This window comes from Bradyrhizobium sp. YCK136 (genome assembly GCF_044570075.1).
Classification (GTDB): domain Bacteria; phylum Pseudomonadota; class Alphaproteobacteria; order Rhizobiales; family Xanthobacteraceae; genus Bradyrhizobium; species Bradyrhizobium diazoefficiens.
The window spans coordinates 9,247,234-9,262,128 of the sequence record NZ_CP172424.1; the positions used below are offsets into that span (position 1 = coordinate 9,247,234).

General features: G+C 66.1%; 15 protein-coding genes and 1 pseudogene. 5 read left to right on the top strand and 11 right to left on the bottom strand.

Annotation, left to right across the window (positions count from 1 at the left end; genetic code table 11):
* The first annotated feature begins 1 nt into the window (after position 1).
* The 4 genes from ACFLEY_RS44790 to ACFLEY_RS44805 all read left to right on the top strand — a co-directional run bounded on the left by ACFLEY_RS44790 (position 2) and on the right by ACFLEY_RS44805 (position 3,197).
* Complete coding sequence (locus tag ACFLEY_RS44790; RefSeq protein WP_082755643.1) at positions 2-919, top strand: PHB depolymerase family esterase; 918 nt, start codon at positions 2-4, stop codon at positions 917-919.
* 132 nt (positions 920-1,051) lie between these two features.
* A complete protein-coding gene (locus ACFLEY_RS44795; protein ID WP_011083946.1) occupies positions 1,052-1,402 on the top strand; it encodes a RidA family protein in 351 nt (116 codons plus the stop codon).
* A gap of 157 nt (positions 1,403-1,559) precedes the next feature.
* A complete protein-coding gene (locus ACFLEY_RS44800; RefSeq protein WP_060909383.1) occupies positions 1,560-1,925 on the top strand; it encodes a nuclear transport factor 2 family protein in 366 nt (121 codons plus the stop codon).
* 207 nt (positions 1,926-2,132) lie between these two features.
* The gene (locus tag ACFLEY_RS44805) at positions 2,133-3,197 is read left to right on the top strand and encodes an IS630-like element ISRj1 family transposase (protein WP_026192128.1); all 1,065 of its coding nucleotides are present in this window, start codon (positions 2,133-2,135) and stop codon (positions 3,195-3,197) included.
* A gap of 49 nt (positions 3,198-3,246) precedes the next feature.
* Here ACFLEY_RS44805 and ACFLEY_RS44810 read toward each other — a convergent pair whose 3' ends face one another.
* The 11 genes and pseudogenes from ACFLEY_RS44810 to ACFLEY_RS44860 form a co-directional block, all read right to left on the bottom strand.
* Positions 3,247-4,095, bottom strand: a complete 849-nt coding sequence (locus tag ACFLEY_RS44810) for an amidohydrolase (protein ID WP_211434006.1) — start codon at positions 4,093-4,095, stop codon at positions 3,247-3,249.
* Between the two features lie 3 nt (positions 4,096-4,098).
* Positions 4,099-5,075: pseudogene (locus ACFLEY_RS44815) on the bottom strand (aldo/keto reductase).
* A gap of 99 nt (positions 5,076-5,174) precedes the next feature.
* Entirely contained in the window at positions 5,175-6,107 is a 933-nt protein-coding gene (locus ACFLEY_RS44820) for a sugar-binding protein (RefSeq protein WP_028172796.1), read from the bottom strand.
* Between the two features lie 94 nt (positions 6,108-6,201).
* A complete protein-coding gene (locus ACFLEY_RS44825) occupies positions 6,202-7,290 on the bottom strand; it encodes an ABC transporter permease (RefSeq protein WP_060909385.1) in 1,089 nt (362 codons plus the stop codon).
* Positions 7,290-8,048, bottom strand: coding sequence for an ATP-binding cassette domain-containing protein (locus ACFLEY_RS44830; protein WP_060909386.1), 759 nt, complete (start codon positions 8,046-8,048; stop codon positions 7,290-7,292). The genes ACFLEY_RS44825 and ACFLEY_RS44830 overlap by 1 nt, the downstream gene beginning before the upstream one ends.
* A gap of 12 nt (positions 8,049-8,060) precedes the next feature.
* Entirely contained in the window at positions 8,061-9,383 is a 1,323-nt protein-coding gene (gene xylA, locus ACFLEY_RS44835) for a xylose isomerase (RefSeq protein WP_211434008.1), read from the bottom strand.
* Entirely contained in the window at positions 9,384-10,838 is a 1,455-nt protein-coding gene (gene xylB, locus ACFLEY_RS44840) for a xylulokinase (RefSeq protein ID WP_060909388.1), read from the bottom strand. It lies immediately after the preceding gene.
* A 79-nt stretch (positions 10,839-10,917) separates the two neighbouring features.
* Positions 10,918-11,961, bottom strand: a complete 1,044-nt coding sequence (locus ACFLEY_RS44845) for a LacI family DNA-binding transcriptional regulator (RefSeq protein WP_060909389.1) — start codon at positions 11,959-11,961, stop codon at positions 10,918-10,920.
* A 101-nt stretch (positions 11,962-12,062) separates the two neighbouring features.
* Entirely contained in the window at positions 12,063-12,527 is a 465-nt protein-coding gene (locus tag ACFLEY_RS44850; RefSeq protein ID WP_028172791.1) for a GNAT family N-acetyltransferase, read from the bottom strand.
* A gap of 2 nt (positions 12,528-12,529) precedes the next feature.
* Complete coding sequence (locus ACFLEY_RS44855; RefSeq protein ID WP_171901157.1) at positions 12,530-13,042, bottom strand: GNAT family N-acetyltransferase; 513 nt, start codon at positions 13,040-13,042, stop codon at positions 12,530-12,532.
* Positions 13,042-13,623, bottom strand: a complete 582-nt coding sequence (locus ACFLEY_RS44860; protein WP_028172789.1) for a helix-turn-helix domain-containing protein — start codon at positions 13,621-13,623, stop codon at positions 13,042-13,044. The genes ACFLEY_RS44855 and ACFLEY_RS44860 overlap by 1 nt, the downstream gene beginning before the upstream one ends.
* 175 nt (positions 13,624-13,798) lie before the next feature.
* On the opposite strand from ACFLEY_RS44860, the gene ACFLEY_RS44865 reads away from it, so the two are divergent.
* On the top strand, positions 13,799-14,791 hold the full coding sequence (locus tag ACFLEY_RS44865) for an alpha/beta fold hydrolase (protein ID WP_060909390.1): 993 nt from the start codon (positions 13,799-13,801) through the stop codon (positions 14,789-14,791).
* Positions 14,792-14,895: the final 104 nt, after the last annotated feature.

Here is a 14,895-nt window from a genome sequence, read left to right on the forward strand (position 1 = left end):
CGTGCGGCGGTGGATGCATATCGGGGCGCTTCTCGCGGGCTTCGCCACCGCCCCGGCTGCGTCCGCCGACACCATCGACGTCAACGGCGTGATGCGGTCCTACACCGTGCAACTGCCGGCCAAGCGACTTGTCCCGCTGGTGGTCGTGCTGCATGGCAAGACGCAGCGCGGCGCCGACATGGTCGCGCGGACGGCGTGGCCGCAGGTCGCAAAGCGCGAAGGTTTCGCGGTGGTCTTTCCGGATGGGCTCAACCATGCCTGGGCCGATGCGAGGACGAAGGCGGGACCCGCGCTCCGAGGCCCGCCCGAGGGCACCGACGACGTCGCCTTCATCGCCAAGCTCGTCGAGAAACTGGTGACGAACGGCACGGCCGACCCTGGCCGCATCTATGTCGCCGGCATCTCCAATGGCGGCGCCATGGCGATGACGCTTGCTTGCGCCCGCGCCGATCTGTTTACGGCAGGCGCGAGCGTGATCATGAACCTCACCGATGAAGCCGCGGTCACGTGCCATCCGTCGCGGCCGCTGCCGATGCTGATCATGAACGGCACGGCCGACCCGCTGGTGCCCTACGAGGGCGGACGCGGATCGAGTTATTTTGCCGCGGACGGGTTCTGGTCGACCGAAGAGACGTTTGCCTTCTGGCGCAAGCTCAACGGCTGCGAGACCGATGATGTCAACGTGACTGAAATGCCCGACAGGGCACCCGCGGACCAGTCCACGGTCACGCGGATCTCCTCGCGCTGCCCCAGGGGGCACGACGTCGTGCTCTATCGCGTCAACCATGGCGGCCATCGCATGCCCGGCTTCGCGCCGGATGCCCGCTTCCCCAAGGTCGCAACCAGCCTGCTCGGGCCTCAGAACAGCGACATCGACGGCGCCGAGACGATCTGGACGTTCTTCAGTCAGTTTCCGTAGGGAACGCGTGCAACGCCCACGACACATGCGCCACGGGCAACGCATGCGTGCCTGGCAACGCATGCGTGCCTGGGGTGGCTGAGCGCGAGGTGCTGGGCTAGACAGGGCCGCCATTCCACCAGGAGATCCCAAATGAGCATTCAGCGTTTTGAAACCGGCCCGCGCATGAGCCAGGTCGTCGTGCACGGCAACACCGTCTATCTCGCCGGTGTCGTCGCGAGCAAAGCCGCCGGCGAAAGCGTGACGAAGCAGACCCAGGACATCCTGGCGACGATCGACGGCCATCTCGCCAAGGCCGGCACCGACAAGTCGAAGCTGCTCTCGGCCACGATCTACATCACCGACATGAAGACGTTTGGCGAGATGAACGCGGTGTGGGACGCCTGGGTCTCCCCCGGCAACACCCCGGCCCGCGCCACCGTCGAGGCCAAGCTGGCAGCGCCGCAATACACCGTCGAGATCATGGTCACGGCCGCGAAGTAACCTTCGCGAACAATTCGCCTGCGACCGAAGCGCGGTGAGAACATCATCGCGCTTCATTTTTTTGCGCACGCCGATGACCTCTGAGGTAATCGATCGGCGTGCGCGAACCTTCGATAGTGACGATCAGCCGAATACGGCGTCATCGAAGGAGCACCCCATGACCGACCACGTCACCATTGCCCGCCGCTACATCGAGCTCTGGAACGAGCGCACGACAAACCGCCGGCGCGAGTTGCTGAGCCAGAACTGGACGGCGGATGCGAGCTATGTCGATCCGCTGATGAAGGGCGACGGCCAGGACGGCATCGACGCGCTGATATCAGGCGTGCAACAGCGCTTTCCCGATTTCAAGTTCAAGCTGCTGGGCGAGCCCAACGGCTACGGCGATCATCTCCGCTTCAGCTGGGGCCTTGGCCCCGATGGCGCCGACAGCCCGATCAAGGGCACCGATTTCGCCGTGCTGAAGGACGGGCGCATCAGAAGCATCACGGGATTTCTGGACCAGGTGCCCGCGGGCGCGTGAGGGGCGAGCGCAGCCTCAAGCTCCGTCGTCGTCCCGGCGCAGGCCGGGACCCATACCGCGTGATCTCTCGGACTGCGCGCGGTGGGAGTACCGAACGACTAGTCTTCGCCAGACTACTCCCTTGGGGTTATGGGTCCCGGCCCCCCGTGCGCAATTGCGCACTAGTACCCACTTTTCTTGGAACGTGAGTCGTGATTCAAGGTCGGGATGATACCCGAAGCAAGAGAAGTCCACCTTTCGAGGAAAGATCGCAAGGTGCTTGAGGCGTGCTGTCGCTCACCGGTGACGTTGCAGCGCGATTTGAAGCGGGCGCGGATAGTTCTGTTGGCGGCGGATGGGCGCAGCACCCGGTCGATCGCCAAGGAAGTTGGGGTCCAGCCGCGGATTGTCAGCCTTTGGCGGCATCGCTATGCCGACCATGGCCTTGAAGGGCTGCAAGACAAGCCGCGGCCTGGCAAGCAGCCGATCTATACGAAGACGACCGACAAGCGGATTCTGAAGCTGCTGGATAAGCCGCCACCGCAAGGGTTTGCGCGCTGGACCGGCCCCCTGCTGGCCGAGGCGCTGGGCGATGTCGATGTCCAATATGTCTGGCGGTTCCTGCGCAGCCACAAGATTGACCTGGTGGCTCGCAAGTCCTGGTGCGAGAGCAACGACCCGAACTTTACGGCCAAAGCCGCCGATGTTGTCGGCCTCTATGTCGCGCCGCCGGCGAAGGCCATTGTGCTGTGCGTGGACGAGAAGCCCTCGATCCAGGCTTTGGAGCGAGCGCAGGGTTATCTGAAGTTGCCCAATGGCCGCGCCTTGACCGGCCAAAGCCACGATTACAAGCGGCATGGCACCACAACATTGTTTGCGGCGCTCGAAGTCGCCACCGGAAAGATCATCGCGACCCATTCAAAACGCCGGCGCCGCGTCGAGTTTCTCGATTTCATGAACAGCGTCACCGCGGCTTTTCCGAACCGCAAGCTTCACGTCATCCTCGACAACCTCAACACCCATAAAAAGAACGAGGACTGGCTCAAGGCCCACCCCAACGTGCAATTTCATTTCACGCCGACAAGTGCGTCATGGCTCAATCAGGTCGAAGTATGGTTTTCCATCTTGCAGGGGCAGTCGCTCAGCGGCACCTCCTTCACGAGCCTCAAGCAGCTTCAGGAACACATCGATGCCTACGTCAACGCATACAACGACAGAGCCGAGCCCTTCGTCTGGACCAAGAAAAAGGTCCGTCAACGCCGTTTCAAAGGCCGCCGTATCACTCAGCTCTGATTCCGGGTACTAGGCCGGGACGACACCTTGGTTGGGGCGCGAGCTCGGCTTAAGCAATCGCTAGCCGATACGCAGCCTTCGCATTCACCCCGAACGCCTTGTCCCGCACGCCCGGCCCGAGCCTCGCCAAACACGCCTCCAGCGCGCCCTTGATCTCGGCATAGCTTCCCGCAAGCAGACACACCGGCCAGTCGGAGCCGAAGATCAAACGATCCTCACCGAAACATGTCGCGGCGTGCTGGACGAACGGCAACAGCCGATCCGCGTCCCAGTCGCTCCAGACCGCTTCCGTCGCGAGCCCGGAGATCTTGCACCAGACATTGCCGCAAGCGGCGAGCGCTTTGATGCGATCAGCCCATTCGGCGCTTCCGCCGGAAGCGATCGGCGGCTTGGCGGCATGGTCGAGTACGAAGCGCGCGTTGGGAAAGGCCTGCGCGGTTGCGATCGCCGCCGGCAATTCGCGGGTGCGGACGAGGAAGTCGTAAGTGAGATCGCGGACGAACAATGCGGCAAGTCCGCGCCGGACGTCCTCGCGGAGCAGCCAATCGGGATCGGCCTCGTCGTGGACCTGGTGGCGGATGCCGACCAGCTTGTCGCCGCCCGGCGCGGCGCGCAGCCGGTCGAGCGTGTCCCCAAGCGCGCCATCGGTCAGATCGACCCAGCCGACGACGCCGACGACAGAGGGCGTCGCATGCGCGATGCGCAAGAATTCCTCGGTCTCCTCCAGCGCGGAACGGCACTGCACCACGATGCTCGCGTCGATGCCATTCGCCTTCAACAGCGGCGCGAGATCGGCGGGGCCGAAGGCACGGCGGATCGGCGCGAGTTCGGGCGCGTCCATCCAGGGATAGTCGGCGCGCGCCGGATCCCAGAAATGCTGATGGGCGTCGATCACCATGCCCTACACTCCACCCGGCAGCGGCGCCCGCGCGTCGACGAGCTTCTGCGCACGCAGCTCCTGCCAGAAGGCCGGCCGCACCGGCGCCTGCGACATCGCGATGTTGTCGGCGACCTCGCCGGCATTGCGCGCGCCCAGCACGGCGACCGTCACGGCCGGATGGGCCATGCAGAATTGAAGCGCGGCGGCCTCAGCTCGGTGCCGTGCCTGCGGCAGAGCTCGTCGAGCTCGAGCGCCCGCGCGATCAGCGCCGCGTCGGCGTCCTGATAGTTGAACTTCGCGCCGGTGTGCGGGTTGGCCAGAATGCCGCTGTTGTAGATGCCGCCGAGCAGGATGCCGATGTTCTTTGCCTGGCAGACAGGAAACAGCGCATCCAGCGCGCCCTGATCGAGCAGCGTGTAGCGGCCGGCGAGCAGGAAGCAGTCCACCGGCACGGTTTCGGCAAAACGGACCAGCATGTCCGACTGGTTCATGCCGGCGCCGATCGCCTTGACCGTGCCCTCCGTGCGCAGGCGCTGGAGCGCGCGCAAGGCGCCGGCGACGGCGTCGTCATAATGCTCGTCGGGATCATGCACGAGCAGGACATCGACGCGGTCGAGCCCGAGGCGAGCCAGACTCTCCTCCACCGAGCGCATCACGCCGTCGTAACTGAAATCGAACACCGGCCGTTCGCGCGGCGTGCTCTTGTAATGTTCGTCCTCGGCGGCAGCGCCATCGCCCGAGCGCAGCAGGCGGCCGACCTTGGTCGAGATGACGTAGGAGTCACGCGGCTGTTGCCGCAGGAATGCGCCGAGCCGCCGTTCCGCCAGGCCAAAACCGTAGAGCGGCGCGGTGTCGTAGAAGCGGATGCCGGCCGACCAACCCCGCTCGAGCGTCGCTTGCGCATCGGCATCGCTGACGGGGGTGAACAATCCGCCGAGAGGGGCGGAGCCGAGGCCGATTGAGGTGACGTCGAGAGAGCCGAGCCGCGACCGTTTCATTCCAAATTTCCTTCCGGCAGTCCAAATCATCTCTCCCGCTTGCGGAAACCGCAAGCGGGAGAGGCACGCAGGAGCAGGAGTGCGGGGCTGGCGGCGCTCCTACTTCAGCATCTGCGCAACGTTGTCCTTGGTGACGAGATCGAGGCCGGTATAGACGATCTCCGGCACCTTCTCGCCCTTCTTGATGGCGAGCAGCGTGTCCATCGCCTTCTCGCCCATCTCGAACGGTCGCTGGCCGACCAGCGCATTGGCATAGCCGTCGCGCAGCAATTCGAGCTGCATCTTCAGCGTATCGGCAACGACCAGCGTGAACTTGCCGGAATCGATGTCCTTCTTGTTCCTGCTGGCGAAAGCCTTGAAGCCTTCGGGGGCAAACATCGGCCAGCCGCCGATGGGAACGATGGCGGCGAGATCGGGCGTTGCGGTGCGCATATCCGTCATCTGCTGGACCGCGAGTGCCGGATCGTCGTTGCAGAAGGTCGGCGAGCCCGCGACCTCGGTCCATTTCGAGCCCTTCAGCGCCTCGCGGACGCCATCGACGCGCTCGGCAAGGTTCTTGGCACCGGGGCCGCCCGAGACCATCGCGTACTTTCCGCCGTCAGGCCGCATCTTCACGAGTTGCTTGCCGAGCGCGACGCCGAATTCCTTGTTGTTGGTGCCGATATAGGCGATGCGCTTGGATCCCGGTGCATCGGCATCGAAGGTGATGACGGGGATGCCCGCCGCGGTCGCCGCCTCGATCGACTTGGTCATGGCCGCGACGTCGGCGACCGAGATGGCGAGGCCGTCGACCTTCTGGGTGACGAAGTCCTGGATGATCTGCGCCTGCGTCGCCGGCTCGTGCTCGACCGGCCCTTTGTAGACGCACTCGATATTGCCGAGTTCCTTGGCGCGCTTCAGACAGCCGTCGCGCGCAAAATCGAAGAACGGATTGTTCATCGCCTTGGGCACGATCACGAAGCGATAGTTCGCAGCGAACGCCGGCGTCGCCATCAGCGCGACAGCGATGCCCGCAAGAAGAAGTTTCCTCATCGTCTCCTCCACCCTTCTTTGGCGCCTGTCCTCTCAAGTTCGTCCGGGAAGCGGACAGGCGGCATTTTCGTGGTCCTCCCGAACGACGTCACTTTCAGATCATCCGCGAGCGCACACGATCGACCAGCACGGCCAGGATGATGATCACGCCCACCAGCGTCTGCTGCCAGTAGGAGCTGACCTGTGCCAGCACGAGACCGTTGCGGATCACTTCCAGCAGCACGCAGCCGACAATGGCCCCCAGCGGCCCGCCGATGCCGCCGGCGAGGTTGGCACCGCCGATGACGGCCGCCGCGATCACGTTGAGCTCGTAGGACGTCGCCATGTTGGCGGGTGCCGATCCGAGCCAGCCGGAGATGATGATGCCCTGGAGGCCTGCGGCGAGCGCGCAGAGCACATAGACCTCGATCTTCACGCGCACGACCGGGATGCCGGTCAGTTCGGCCGCCTTCTCGTTGCCGCCGAGCGCGAAGACATGGCGGCCGAACGAGGTGTGGTGCAGCACCACCGCCATCGCCAGCGCAAGGATCACGAGATAGATGAACGGTACGGGCACGCCGAGCACGTCGCCCGAGGTGAGCGCGTAGAAGTAATCGGCGTCCGGCCCGCCGGGAAAGCTGCCGCGCCCGTTGGAGACGACATAGCCGAGCCCGCGCACGATCGAGAGCATGCCGAGCGTGGTCACGAACGGCGACAGGCCCAGCACCGCGATGCAGAAGCCGTTGACGAGACCGGCGATCAGCGCGACGCCAAGGCCCGCGACGACGGAGATCAGCAGGATCAGGCCGGGGACATTGGCCAGCACCGTCTTGCCGTCGGCCGCCATGTGCACGAAGAGCGAGGCGCCGAGCCCGCCCGGCGTCGACAGCTCGGTCATGACCATCGAGGTGATCATGGCCGAGAAGCACATCATCGAGCCGACCGAGAGAGCGATGCCGCCGGTGATGATCACGAAGGTGACGCCGAGGGTGGCGATGGCGATGGCGATGAAGGAAAAGTTCTTCGCCACGTTCTGCATGTTGCCCTGGGTGAAGAAATACGGGCTGGCGAAATGCATGATCACCAGCAGCACGGCCAGCGCGAGCAGCACGTAGCCGGTCTGGGAGGCGAAGATGCCGCGCTGCCACCACTTGATCTTGCCGACATTGGAGAAGGTGATCGGGGATTCCAGGGGCATGGCCATCACGCCGCCTCCTTCGCGCCGGTAATGAGGGCAGTGACTTCCTCGGGGGACGTCGCCTGAATCGCCTTGTCGGCCCGCTTCTCGCCGCGGCGCATGACGATCACGCGGTCGCACACGGCGAACACGTCGGGCATGCGGTGCGAGATCAGCATCACGGCGACGCCCTGCTCCTTGAGCCGGTGGATCAGGCTCAGCACCTGCTCGACCTGGCGGACCGAGATCGCGGCGGTCGGCTCGTCCATCATCACCAGCCGTGCATTGGAGAGCCGCGTCCGCGCGATCGCGACCGCCTGGCGCTGGCCGCCCGACATCTGCTTGACGAGGTCGTCGGGGCGCGTCTCCGAGCGCAATTCGCCGAACAATTCCAGCGCGCGCGCCGCCATCGCCTTGTGGTCGAGCAAGGCGAACGGGCCGAATTTTCGCTTCAGCTCGCGGCCGAGGAAGACGTTGGCGGCCGCGGTCAGATTGTCGGCCAGCGCAAGATCCTGATAGACGACCTCGATCCCGACCGTGCGGGCATCGACGGGCCGGTTGAAATGAACCGCGCTGCCGGCAAAGCGGATCTCGCCATAGCTGGGGCGGAAATTGCCGGCGATGATCTTGACCAGCGTCGACTTGCCCGCGCCGTTGTCGCCCATCAGGCCGACCACCTCGCCGGGGAAGACCTGCATGTCGACGTCATGCAGCGCGCGGATCGCGCCGAACTCCTTGCCGATGCCGGAGAGTTGGAGCACCGGTGTTGCCTCAGCACTTGTCATCAGCGGCCTTCCTCAGACATAGCGGTTGACGAGGGATTCCAGATATTCCTGCCGTCCCGAGCGTGGCTGCGGGTCGAAACCGGGGCCGAGCGCACGGTCGGCGAGATCGGCGAGCGAGCGCTGGCCGCCGAGAATGGCGCGGCCCTCGGGGCCGGCCCATCCTTCGTAGCGCTTGTCGAGCGGCGCAGTGAGGGCGCCGGCATCAAGCATGTCGGCGGCGGCAAGGAAGGCGCGCGCGCAGGCATCCATCGAGCCGACATGGGCGTGGATCAGATCGTCGGGGTCGATCGACTGACGCCGGATCTTGGCGTCGAAATTGAGCCCGCCGGACGTGAAGCCGCCGCGGTTCAGGATCTCGTGGAACACCAGCGCCAGCTCCGGCACGTTCATCGCGAACTGGTCGGTGTCCCAGCCGAGCAGATCGTCGCCGCGGTTGACGTCGAGCGAGCCGAAGACACCGAGCGCCTCGGCGAGCGCAACCTCGTGATGGAAGGAATGGCCGGCGAGGATGGCGTGGTTCTGCTCGATGTTGAGCTTGACGTCCTTGAGGAGGTCGTAGCGCGCGAGGAAGCCGTAGCAGGTGGCGACGTCGAAATCATATTGATGCTTGGTCGGCTCCTTCGGCTTCGGCTCGATCAGGATCGGGCCCTTGAAGCCGATCTTGTGCTTGTGCTCGACGACGAGCGAGACGAAGCGGCCGAGCTGGTCGAGCTCGCGCTTGAGATCGGTGTTGAGCAGCGTCTCGTAGCCCTCGCGGCCGCCCCACAGCACGTAGTTCTGGCCGCCGAGCCGGTGCGTCACCTCCAGCGCGGCGCGGACCTGGCCGGCGGCATAAGTGAAGATGTCAGGGTCCGGATTGGTCGCGGCGCCCGCCATGTAGCGGCGATGCGTGAACAGATTGGCGGTGCCCCAGAGCAGCCGGACTTTGGCCGAGGCCATCTTCGCTTCGAACAGGTCGGCGATCGCGTTGAGGTTGGCGACCGACTCCGCGAGCGAAGCCCCCTCCGGCGCCGCATCGACGTCGTGGAAGGTGAAGAAGGGTACGTCCAGCAGCCGGAACAGCTCGAAAGCGACATCCGCCTTGGCCCGTGCCTGCGCCATCGCATCGGTGCCGCGATGCCAGGGCCGCAGGAACGTCTCGCCGCCGAAGGGATCGCCGCCCGGCCAGCAGAAGGAGTGCCAGTAGCAGACCGCAAAGCGCAGGTGATCCTCGAGCCGGCGGCCGTGGACGAGGCGGTCCTTGTCGTACCAGCGGAAGGCGGGCGCTTGTCCGGCATCTTGGCCGGCGAAGGCGACAGGCGTGCTTTCCTCGAAGAATTTGGCTGACACGTTCACTTAAGCGGACTCCTTCAACGCGGGATAAAGCGCGCGCCAGCGGCGATAGGCCTCGTCATAGGCGGCGGTCACGGATGCGCGGGGTGCGAAACTCGCGAGCCGGCGCGGGCGCGTGCAAACTTCAGAAGGATCGTCACCGGTGGCGGCAAGGCGGCCGAGCCGCGCGGCGCCGAGCGCGGCACCCACCTCGCCTTCCTCGACGCGGTGGACGGTGATGCCGAGCACGTCGGCGCAGATCTGGGCCCAGAGCGGCGAGCGCGAGCCACCGCCGACGAGATCGACTTCCACGATCGGCCCGCTCGCCGCGCTCAGTGCCGCCAGATTGTCGCGCGCGGCAAAGGCGACGCCTTCGAGCACGGCCTGCACGATCTGGCCGCGCCCGGTCGCGCCGCGCAAACCGACGAAGGCGCCGCTGGCGGCGGCGTCGTTGTGCGGCGTGCGCTCGCCGTCGAGATATGGCAGGAATCTTATCGGGCTCGGCCCATCGACGCGCTCGCCGAGCGGCGCCAGCAGCGCGGCGGCCGGCGTCTCCATCACGCTCGCGAGCCAGGCGAGCGAGGCCGCCGCCGACAGCATCACCCCCATCTGGTGCCACAGGCCGGGTAGCGCGTGGCAGAACGCATGCACGGCTGAAGCCGGCGCCGGCGCAAAGCGGTCGGTGACACGGAACATCACACCTGACGTTCCCAGTGACAGAAACGCATCGCCGGGCGCGATCGCGCCAAGCCCGATCGCGCTGGCGGCATTATCGCCGGCGCCGCCCGCGACCACGACATCCTTTGCCATACCCCAGCGCTGCGCGAATTCCGGCGCGAGCACCGCGCTCACCGCGCTGCCCTCGACGAGGCGCGGCATGTGGTGGAGATCGAGGCCGGTCGCATGCAGCAGCAGCGCCGACCAGCGGCGCTGGCCGACATCGAGCCACAGCGTGCCGGCCGCGTCCGACATGTCCTCGACCATCTCGCCGGTCAGCCGATAGCGGACATAGGCCTTCGGCAGCAGCACCTTTGCGACACGCGCGAAGATCTTTGGCTCGTGCCGCGCGACCCAGAGCAGCTTCGGCGCAGTGAAGCCGGGCATCGCGAGATTGCCGGCGATCGTGTGCAGCGACGGACAGCGCCGCTCCAGTGCGACGCATTCGGCCTGCGAGCGGCCGTCGTTCCAGAGGATGGCGGGGCGCAGCGGCCGTCCATCCTCGCCGAGCAGCGTCGCGCCATGCATCTGGCCCGATAGTCCGATGCCGGCTACCCGCGCGACTTCGCGCGGATGGCGGGATGCGAGATCATCGACTGCACCGGTCGCCGCGTCGATCCAGGTGTCGGGATCCTGCTCGGACCACAGCGGCGCCGGATGCGACAGCGCAAGCTCGCGCGCCGCCGTCGCGACAACCGCGCCGGCATCGTTCACGAGCACCGCCTTCACACCGGACGTGCCGATGTCCAATCCGAGATACACGCCGTCCTCCCTTTCGCCTGTCGTCGTGTGCGATCTTGCGTCGCCTTGCCCGCAACGGGCCGTTCGAAATCCGCTGCCGCTAAGGCAGATTGTCCCGCATCACGATGTCGATCCTGATCTTCTCTTGTTCGTACAGGATGGGCTCGCCGCGGGCGAGCGCGAGCAGCACGCGCACGGCGGCGCGCGCCTCATGTCCCGGATTCTGCGAGATCGCGGCATCCATCACGCCCTGCAAAAGCAGCCGGCGCGTCAGCGCCGTGACGTCGTGCCCGACGAACACCACCTGCTTATCGCGGCCGGCATCGCTCAACGCCTTGGCGACACCTTGTGTGCCCGCGCCGACATTATAAAGGCCGACAATGTCAGCATGCCTGCCGAGCAGCCGGGCCAGAACCTGTTCCGAACGTTCGTCCTCGTCGCGCCCTTCCAGCACCGGCAGCACGCTGAGGCCAGGGAATTCCGCCGCCATCACCTGATTGAAGCCGAAGATGCGCTCGGCATGGTCGCGCAGGCCCTGCGAGCCAGCGACGATCGCGACCTTGCCGGAGCGCCCGCCGACCAGCCGCCCGACCAGCGCGCCGGCGGTGCGCCCCGCCGCGATGTTGTCGATGCCGACATAATGGTGGCGCCGCGACGACGGCACGTCCGAGACCAGCGTCACCACCTTGGTGCCGGCATCGACGAGATCGTTGATCGCGGCGCGGACGCCGGGATGATCCAGCGCCACCACGGCGACGCCGTCGTAATCGCCCGACAGCGCCTCGAGCGAGGCTGCGAGCATGGAATGATCGAACACGTCGGTTGCGACCATCTCGACACCGAGGCGGCGGGCCGAGAGCCAGGCCGACATCTCGCCGAGATAGGCCTCGATCTGCTGCATGAACGGGTTCGGCCCGGACGGCATCACGAAGGCAAAGCGGCGGGCGCGGCCGCGGGCGAGCTCTGCGGCGGCCACGTGCGGCTGGAACGCGTTGCGCTCGATCGCCGCCTTGACGCGCCGGACCGTATCGGGCCGCACGCCCGGGCGGTTGTGCAGCACACGATCCACCGTCGCGAGACTGACGCCCGCCTCGCGGGCGATGTCCTTCAGCGTCAGCGCGGCGGCGGTGAGAGTATCGGCCATGGCTGAAGGCTAGCAGAGGTTTTTTGAGGTACGCAACTCATTTTGAGGGGCGCGAAAGAATTTTCGGCCCCCGGTTGCACTGCGGCAGTCGGCCGGAGAGCTCAGCGGCCGCTCAGATCCAGCGTCAGAAACAGGCTGTTGCGGTCCTCGACATAGCCCTCGAACGGGCCGCAGAGGACGAAGCCATGCGCCTGGTACAGCGCGTGGGCCGGCTTGAAATAGTCCCACGAGCCGGTCTCGAGGCTGAGCCGCGTCAAGCCCCGCGCGCGGGCTTCACTGATGATGTGGCGGAGCATCTCGCGACCAAAGCCGCGCCGCCGCGTGGTCTGCAGCGTGTGCATCGACTTGACCTCGCCATGGGTGGCCGAAAGCGTCTTCAGCGCGCCGGTGACGACCAGCGTCTCGCCGTCCCAGCCGGTCCAGAACGCGACGTCGCTCGCGCGAAGGCCCGCCAGATCGAGCGCATGGGCGCTGCCCGGCGCGGTCTGCGCCCGCGCCGCCGTGACGTGATGATCGAGCAGCGCGACGACGCGCGGATCGAAAGTGTCGCCGGGACGGATCTGCATCGTCACGGCCTCACTCCGCTTGCAAGCCGCATCTGCATGAGGACCATATCGAGCCAGCGGCCGAACTTGCAGCCGACCTCCGGCATACGGCCAACCTCGGCAAAGCCGAACGAGGCGTGCAGCGCGATCGAGGCGGAATTCGAGGACTCGATCGCGGCGACCATCGTGTGCTTGTTCAGCGCCGTGGCGCGCTCGATCAGCGCAACCATCAGGCCGCGGCCGATGCCCGCGCGATGATGCCGCTCGTCGACATAGACGGAATTCTCGACCGTGTGGCGATAGCCGGGCCAGGGACGGAAATCGCCGAAGGACGCGAAGCCAACCACATCCCTGCCCGTCATGGCGACCAGAACAGGATAGCCGGCTTCCCGTCGCGCGCGGATCCACGCGCGCCGCGACTCGAGATCAACCGGACCGTCGGTCCAGACCGCCGTGGTGTTGATCGCGGCATGGTTGTAGATGGCCAAAATATCTTCGGCATCCTCCAGCGTGGCGTCCCGCACGATCAGCGACATCACATTTTCCCGTAAGAAGTGCCGCGCCGCGTGATGATGACGTAGCGCGCGTCCTGTCTGGTTTCGTTCTCGAAGGTCACCGCACGCATCACGTCGAAATCGAGACAGTCGCCCTCGCGCAGGCGCACCGTCTTGGCGTCGATATGCACGCACACCGCCCCCTCAAGCATCAGCAGCTGCTGGGTGAAGGCGTTGCGGCCCCAGGGGCTGTAGGAGACGCGCGCACCGGCCGGCAGGTCGACGACGATGATCTCGATGCCGCTTGCCGCGTCCGGCGGCGAGGCATGGCGCCTGCGGTAGCCGCTGTCGGGATCACGCCAATGCGGCTGGTCCGCAAGCCGCATCAGCCGCTCGGGCGGCTTCTCGGCCAGCGCGACGACGTCGCTGAGCGTGACGTCGAGCGCCGCGCAGAGCTTGTTGAGCAGCGCCGCCGTCGCACTGCTCTGCGCCCGCTCCACCCGCCCGATCATGGCCCGGCTGACGCCGGAGCGGCCTGCAAGTTCGTTCAACGTCATGCCCGCCTGCGTCCTCAGGGTCTTCAAGCGACGACCGATCGCACGGTCGAGTTTCTGCTGGTCCATGGTCTTCATCCGAACATTGCCCGGCCACAGACCGCACCACCCATCAGGGTGAGAGGGAGCTTAGCGCGGACGGAGGCGAACGCCGTGAGCGGCAGTCTAATATATTAGAATCTTCGCAAAGCTCGTAGGGTCGGTTAGGATGCGCCCCAATCACAAATGATCCGGAGGCGACGAGATGGGCGAGCCAACGCAACGGACGATCAAGGCCAACGGTATCAGCCTCAACGTCGCCGAGCAGGGCAAGGGGCCGATGGTGCTGCTCTGCCACGGCTTTCCGGAAGGCTGGTACTCCTGGCGGCATCAGCTCGAGGCGCTGGCGGCGGCCGGCTACCACGCAGTCGCGCCCGACATGCGCGGCTACGGCAAGAGCGACCGGCCCGAGGCGATCGACCAGTACACGCTCCTCCACATGGTCGGCGATCTCGTCGGCGTACTCGACGCCCTCGAGGTGAAGGACGCCGTCATCGTCGGGCATGACTGGGGCGCGACGATCGCCTGGCACACGGCGCGCCTGCGGCCCGATCGCTTCCGCGCCGCTGCGATCCTCAGCGTGCCCTATCGGCCGCGCAGTCCGGTGCCGCCGACGCGTGTCATGCCGCAGACGGCGGATGCGCAGTTCTATCAGCTGTACTTCCAGGAGCCGGGGGTCGCCGAAGCGGAGTTCGAACGGGATCCGCGCGCAACGCTCGGCGCCATGCTCTATGGCGGTTCCGGCGAAGGGGCGGCGGCAATCCGCGCGAGCGCCGAGCGCGCCGGCAGAACCGTCGGCGTCGGCATGGTCTCGCGCAAGGACGGCATGTTGCCGAAGGTTCAGGTGCCGCTGCCGTCGTGGCTCAGCGCCACCGACCTCGACTATTACAGCGCCGAATTTGCCCGTAGCGGGTTTCGCGGGCCGCTCAACTACTACCGCAACATCGATCGCAACTGGGAGCTGATGGGGGCCTTCGAGGGCGTGAAGGTGGTGGTGCCCTCGCTCTTCATCGCCGGCGACCACGACATGGTCATCGCCTTCCCCGGCGCCGCCGAGCATCTCGCCAACATGAAGCAATTCGTGCCGCAACTGCGCGAGATCAAGATACTGCCGGGCTGTGGGCACTGGACGCAGCAGGAACGGCCGGCCGAGGTGAATGCTGCGATCGTCGAATTTTTGCGGAGCCTGCCAGGTTAGCACCCTTCTCCGCTAAAGCTTCGAAGGGCATCCTGCATCGCGTTGCCGAAGAATGGAAATCCTGCGAAGCGCGTTCGCGCGAAGCAGGATGGAGCGGGCGAAGG

Bases quoted from the DNA above. Each gene is read 5' to 3' on its own strand.
- ACFLEY_RS44795 (WP_011083946.1), top strand. From the start codon at position 1,052: ATGAGCATTCAGCGTTTTGAAACCGGCCCGCGCATGAGCCAGGTCGTC.
- ACFLEY_RS44800 (WP_060909383.1), top strand. From the start codon at position 1,560: ATGACCGACCACGTCACCATTGCCCGCCGCTACATCGAGCTCTGGAAC.
- ACFLEY_RS44805 (WP_026192128.1), top strand. From the start codon at position 2,133: ATGATACCCGAAGCAAGAGAAGTCCACCTTTCGAGGAAAGATCGCAAG.
- ACFLEY_RS44810 (WP_211434006.1), bottom strand. From the start codon at position 4,095: ATGGTGATCGACGCCCATCAGCATTTCTGGGATCCGGCGCGCGCCGAC.
- ACFLEY_RS44820 (WP_028172796.1), bottom strand. From the start codon at position 6,107: ATGAGGAAACTTCTTCTTGCGGGCATCGCTGTCGCGCTGATGGCGACG.
- ACFLEY_RS44825 (WP_060909385.1), bottom strand. From the start codon at position 7,290: ATGGCCATGCCCCTGGAATCCCCGATCACCTTCTCCAATGTCGGCAAG.
- ACFLEY_RS44830 (WP_060909386.1), bottom strand. From the start codon at position 8,048: ATGACAAGTGCTGAGGCAACACCGGTGCTCCAACTCTCCGGCATCGGC.
- ACFLEY_RS44845 (WP_060909389.1), bottom strand. From the start codon at position 11,961: ATGGCCGATACTCTCACCGCCGCCGCGCTGACGCTGAAGGACATCGCC.
- ACFLEY_RS44850 (WP_028172791.1), bottom strand. From the start codon at position 12,527: ATGCAGATCCGTCCCGGCGACACTTTCGATCCGCGCGTCGTCGCGCTG.
- ACFLEY_RS44855 (WP_171901157.1), bottom strand. From the start codon at position 13,042: ATGTCGCTGATCGTGCGGGACGCCACGCTGGAGGATGCCGAAGATATT.
- ACFLEY_RS44860 (WP_028172789.1), bottom strand. From the start codon at position 13,623: ATGGACCAGCAGAAACTCGACCGTGCGATCGGTCGTCGCTTGAAGACC.
- ACFLEY_RS44865 (WP_060909390.1), top strand. From the start codon at position 13,799: ATGGGCGAGCCAACGCAACGGACGATCAAGGCCAACGGTATCAGCCTC.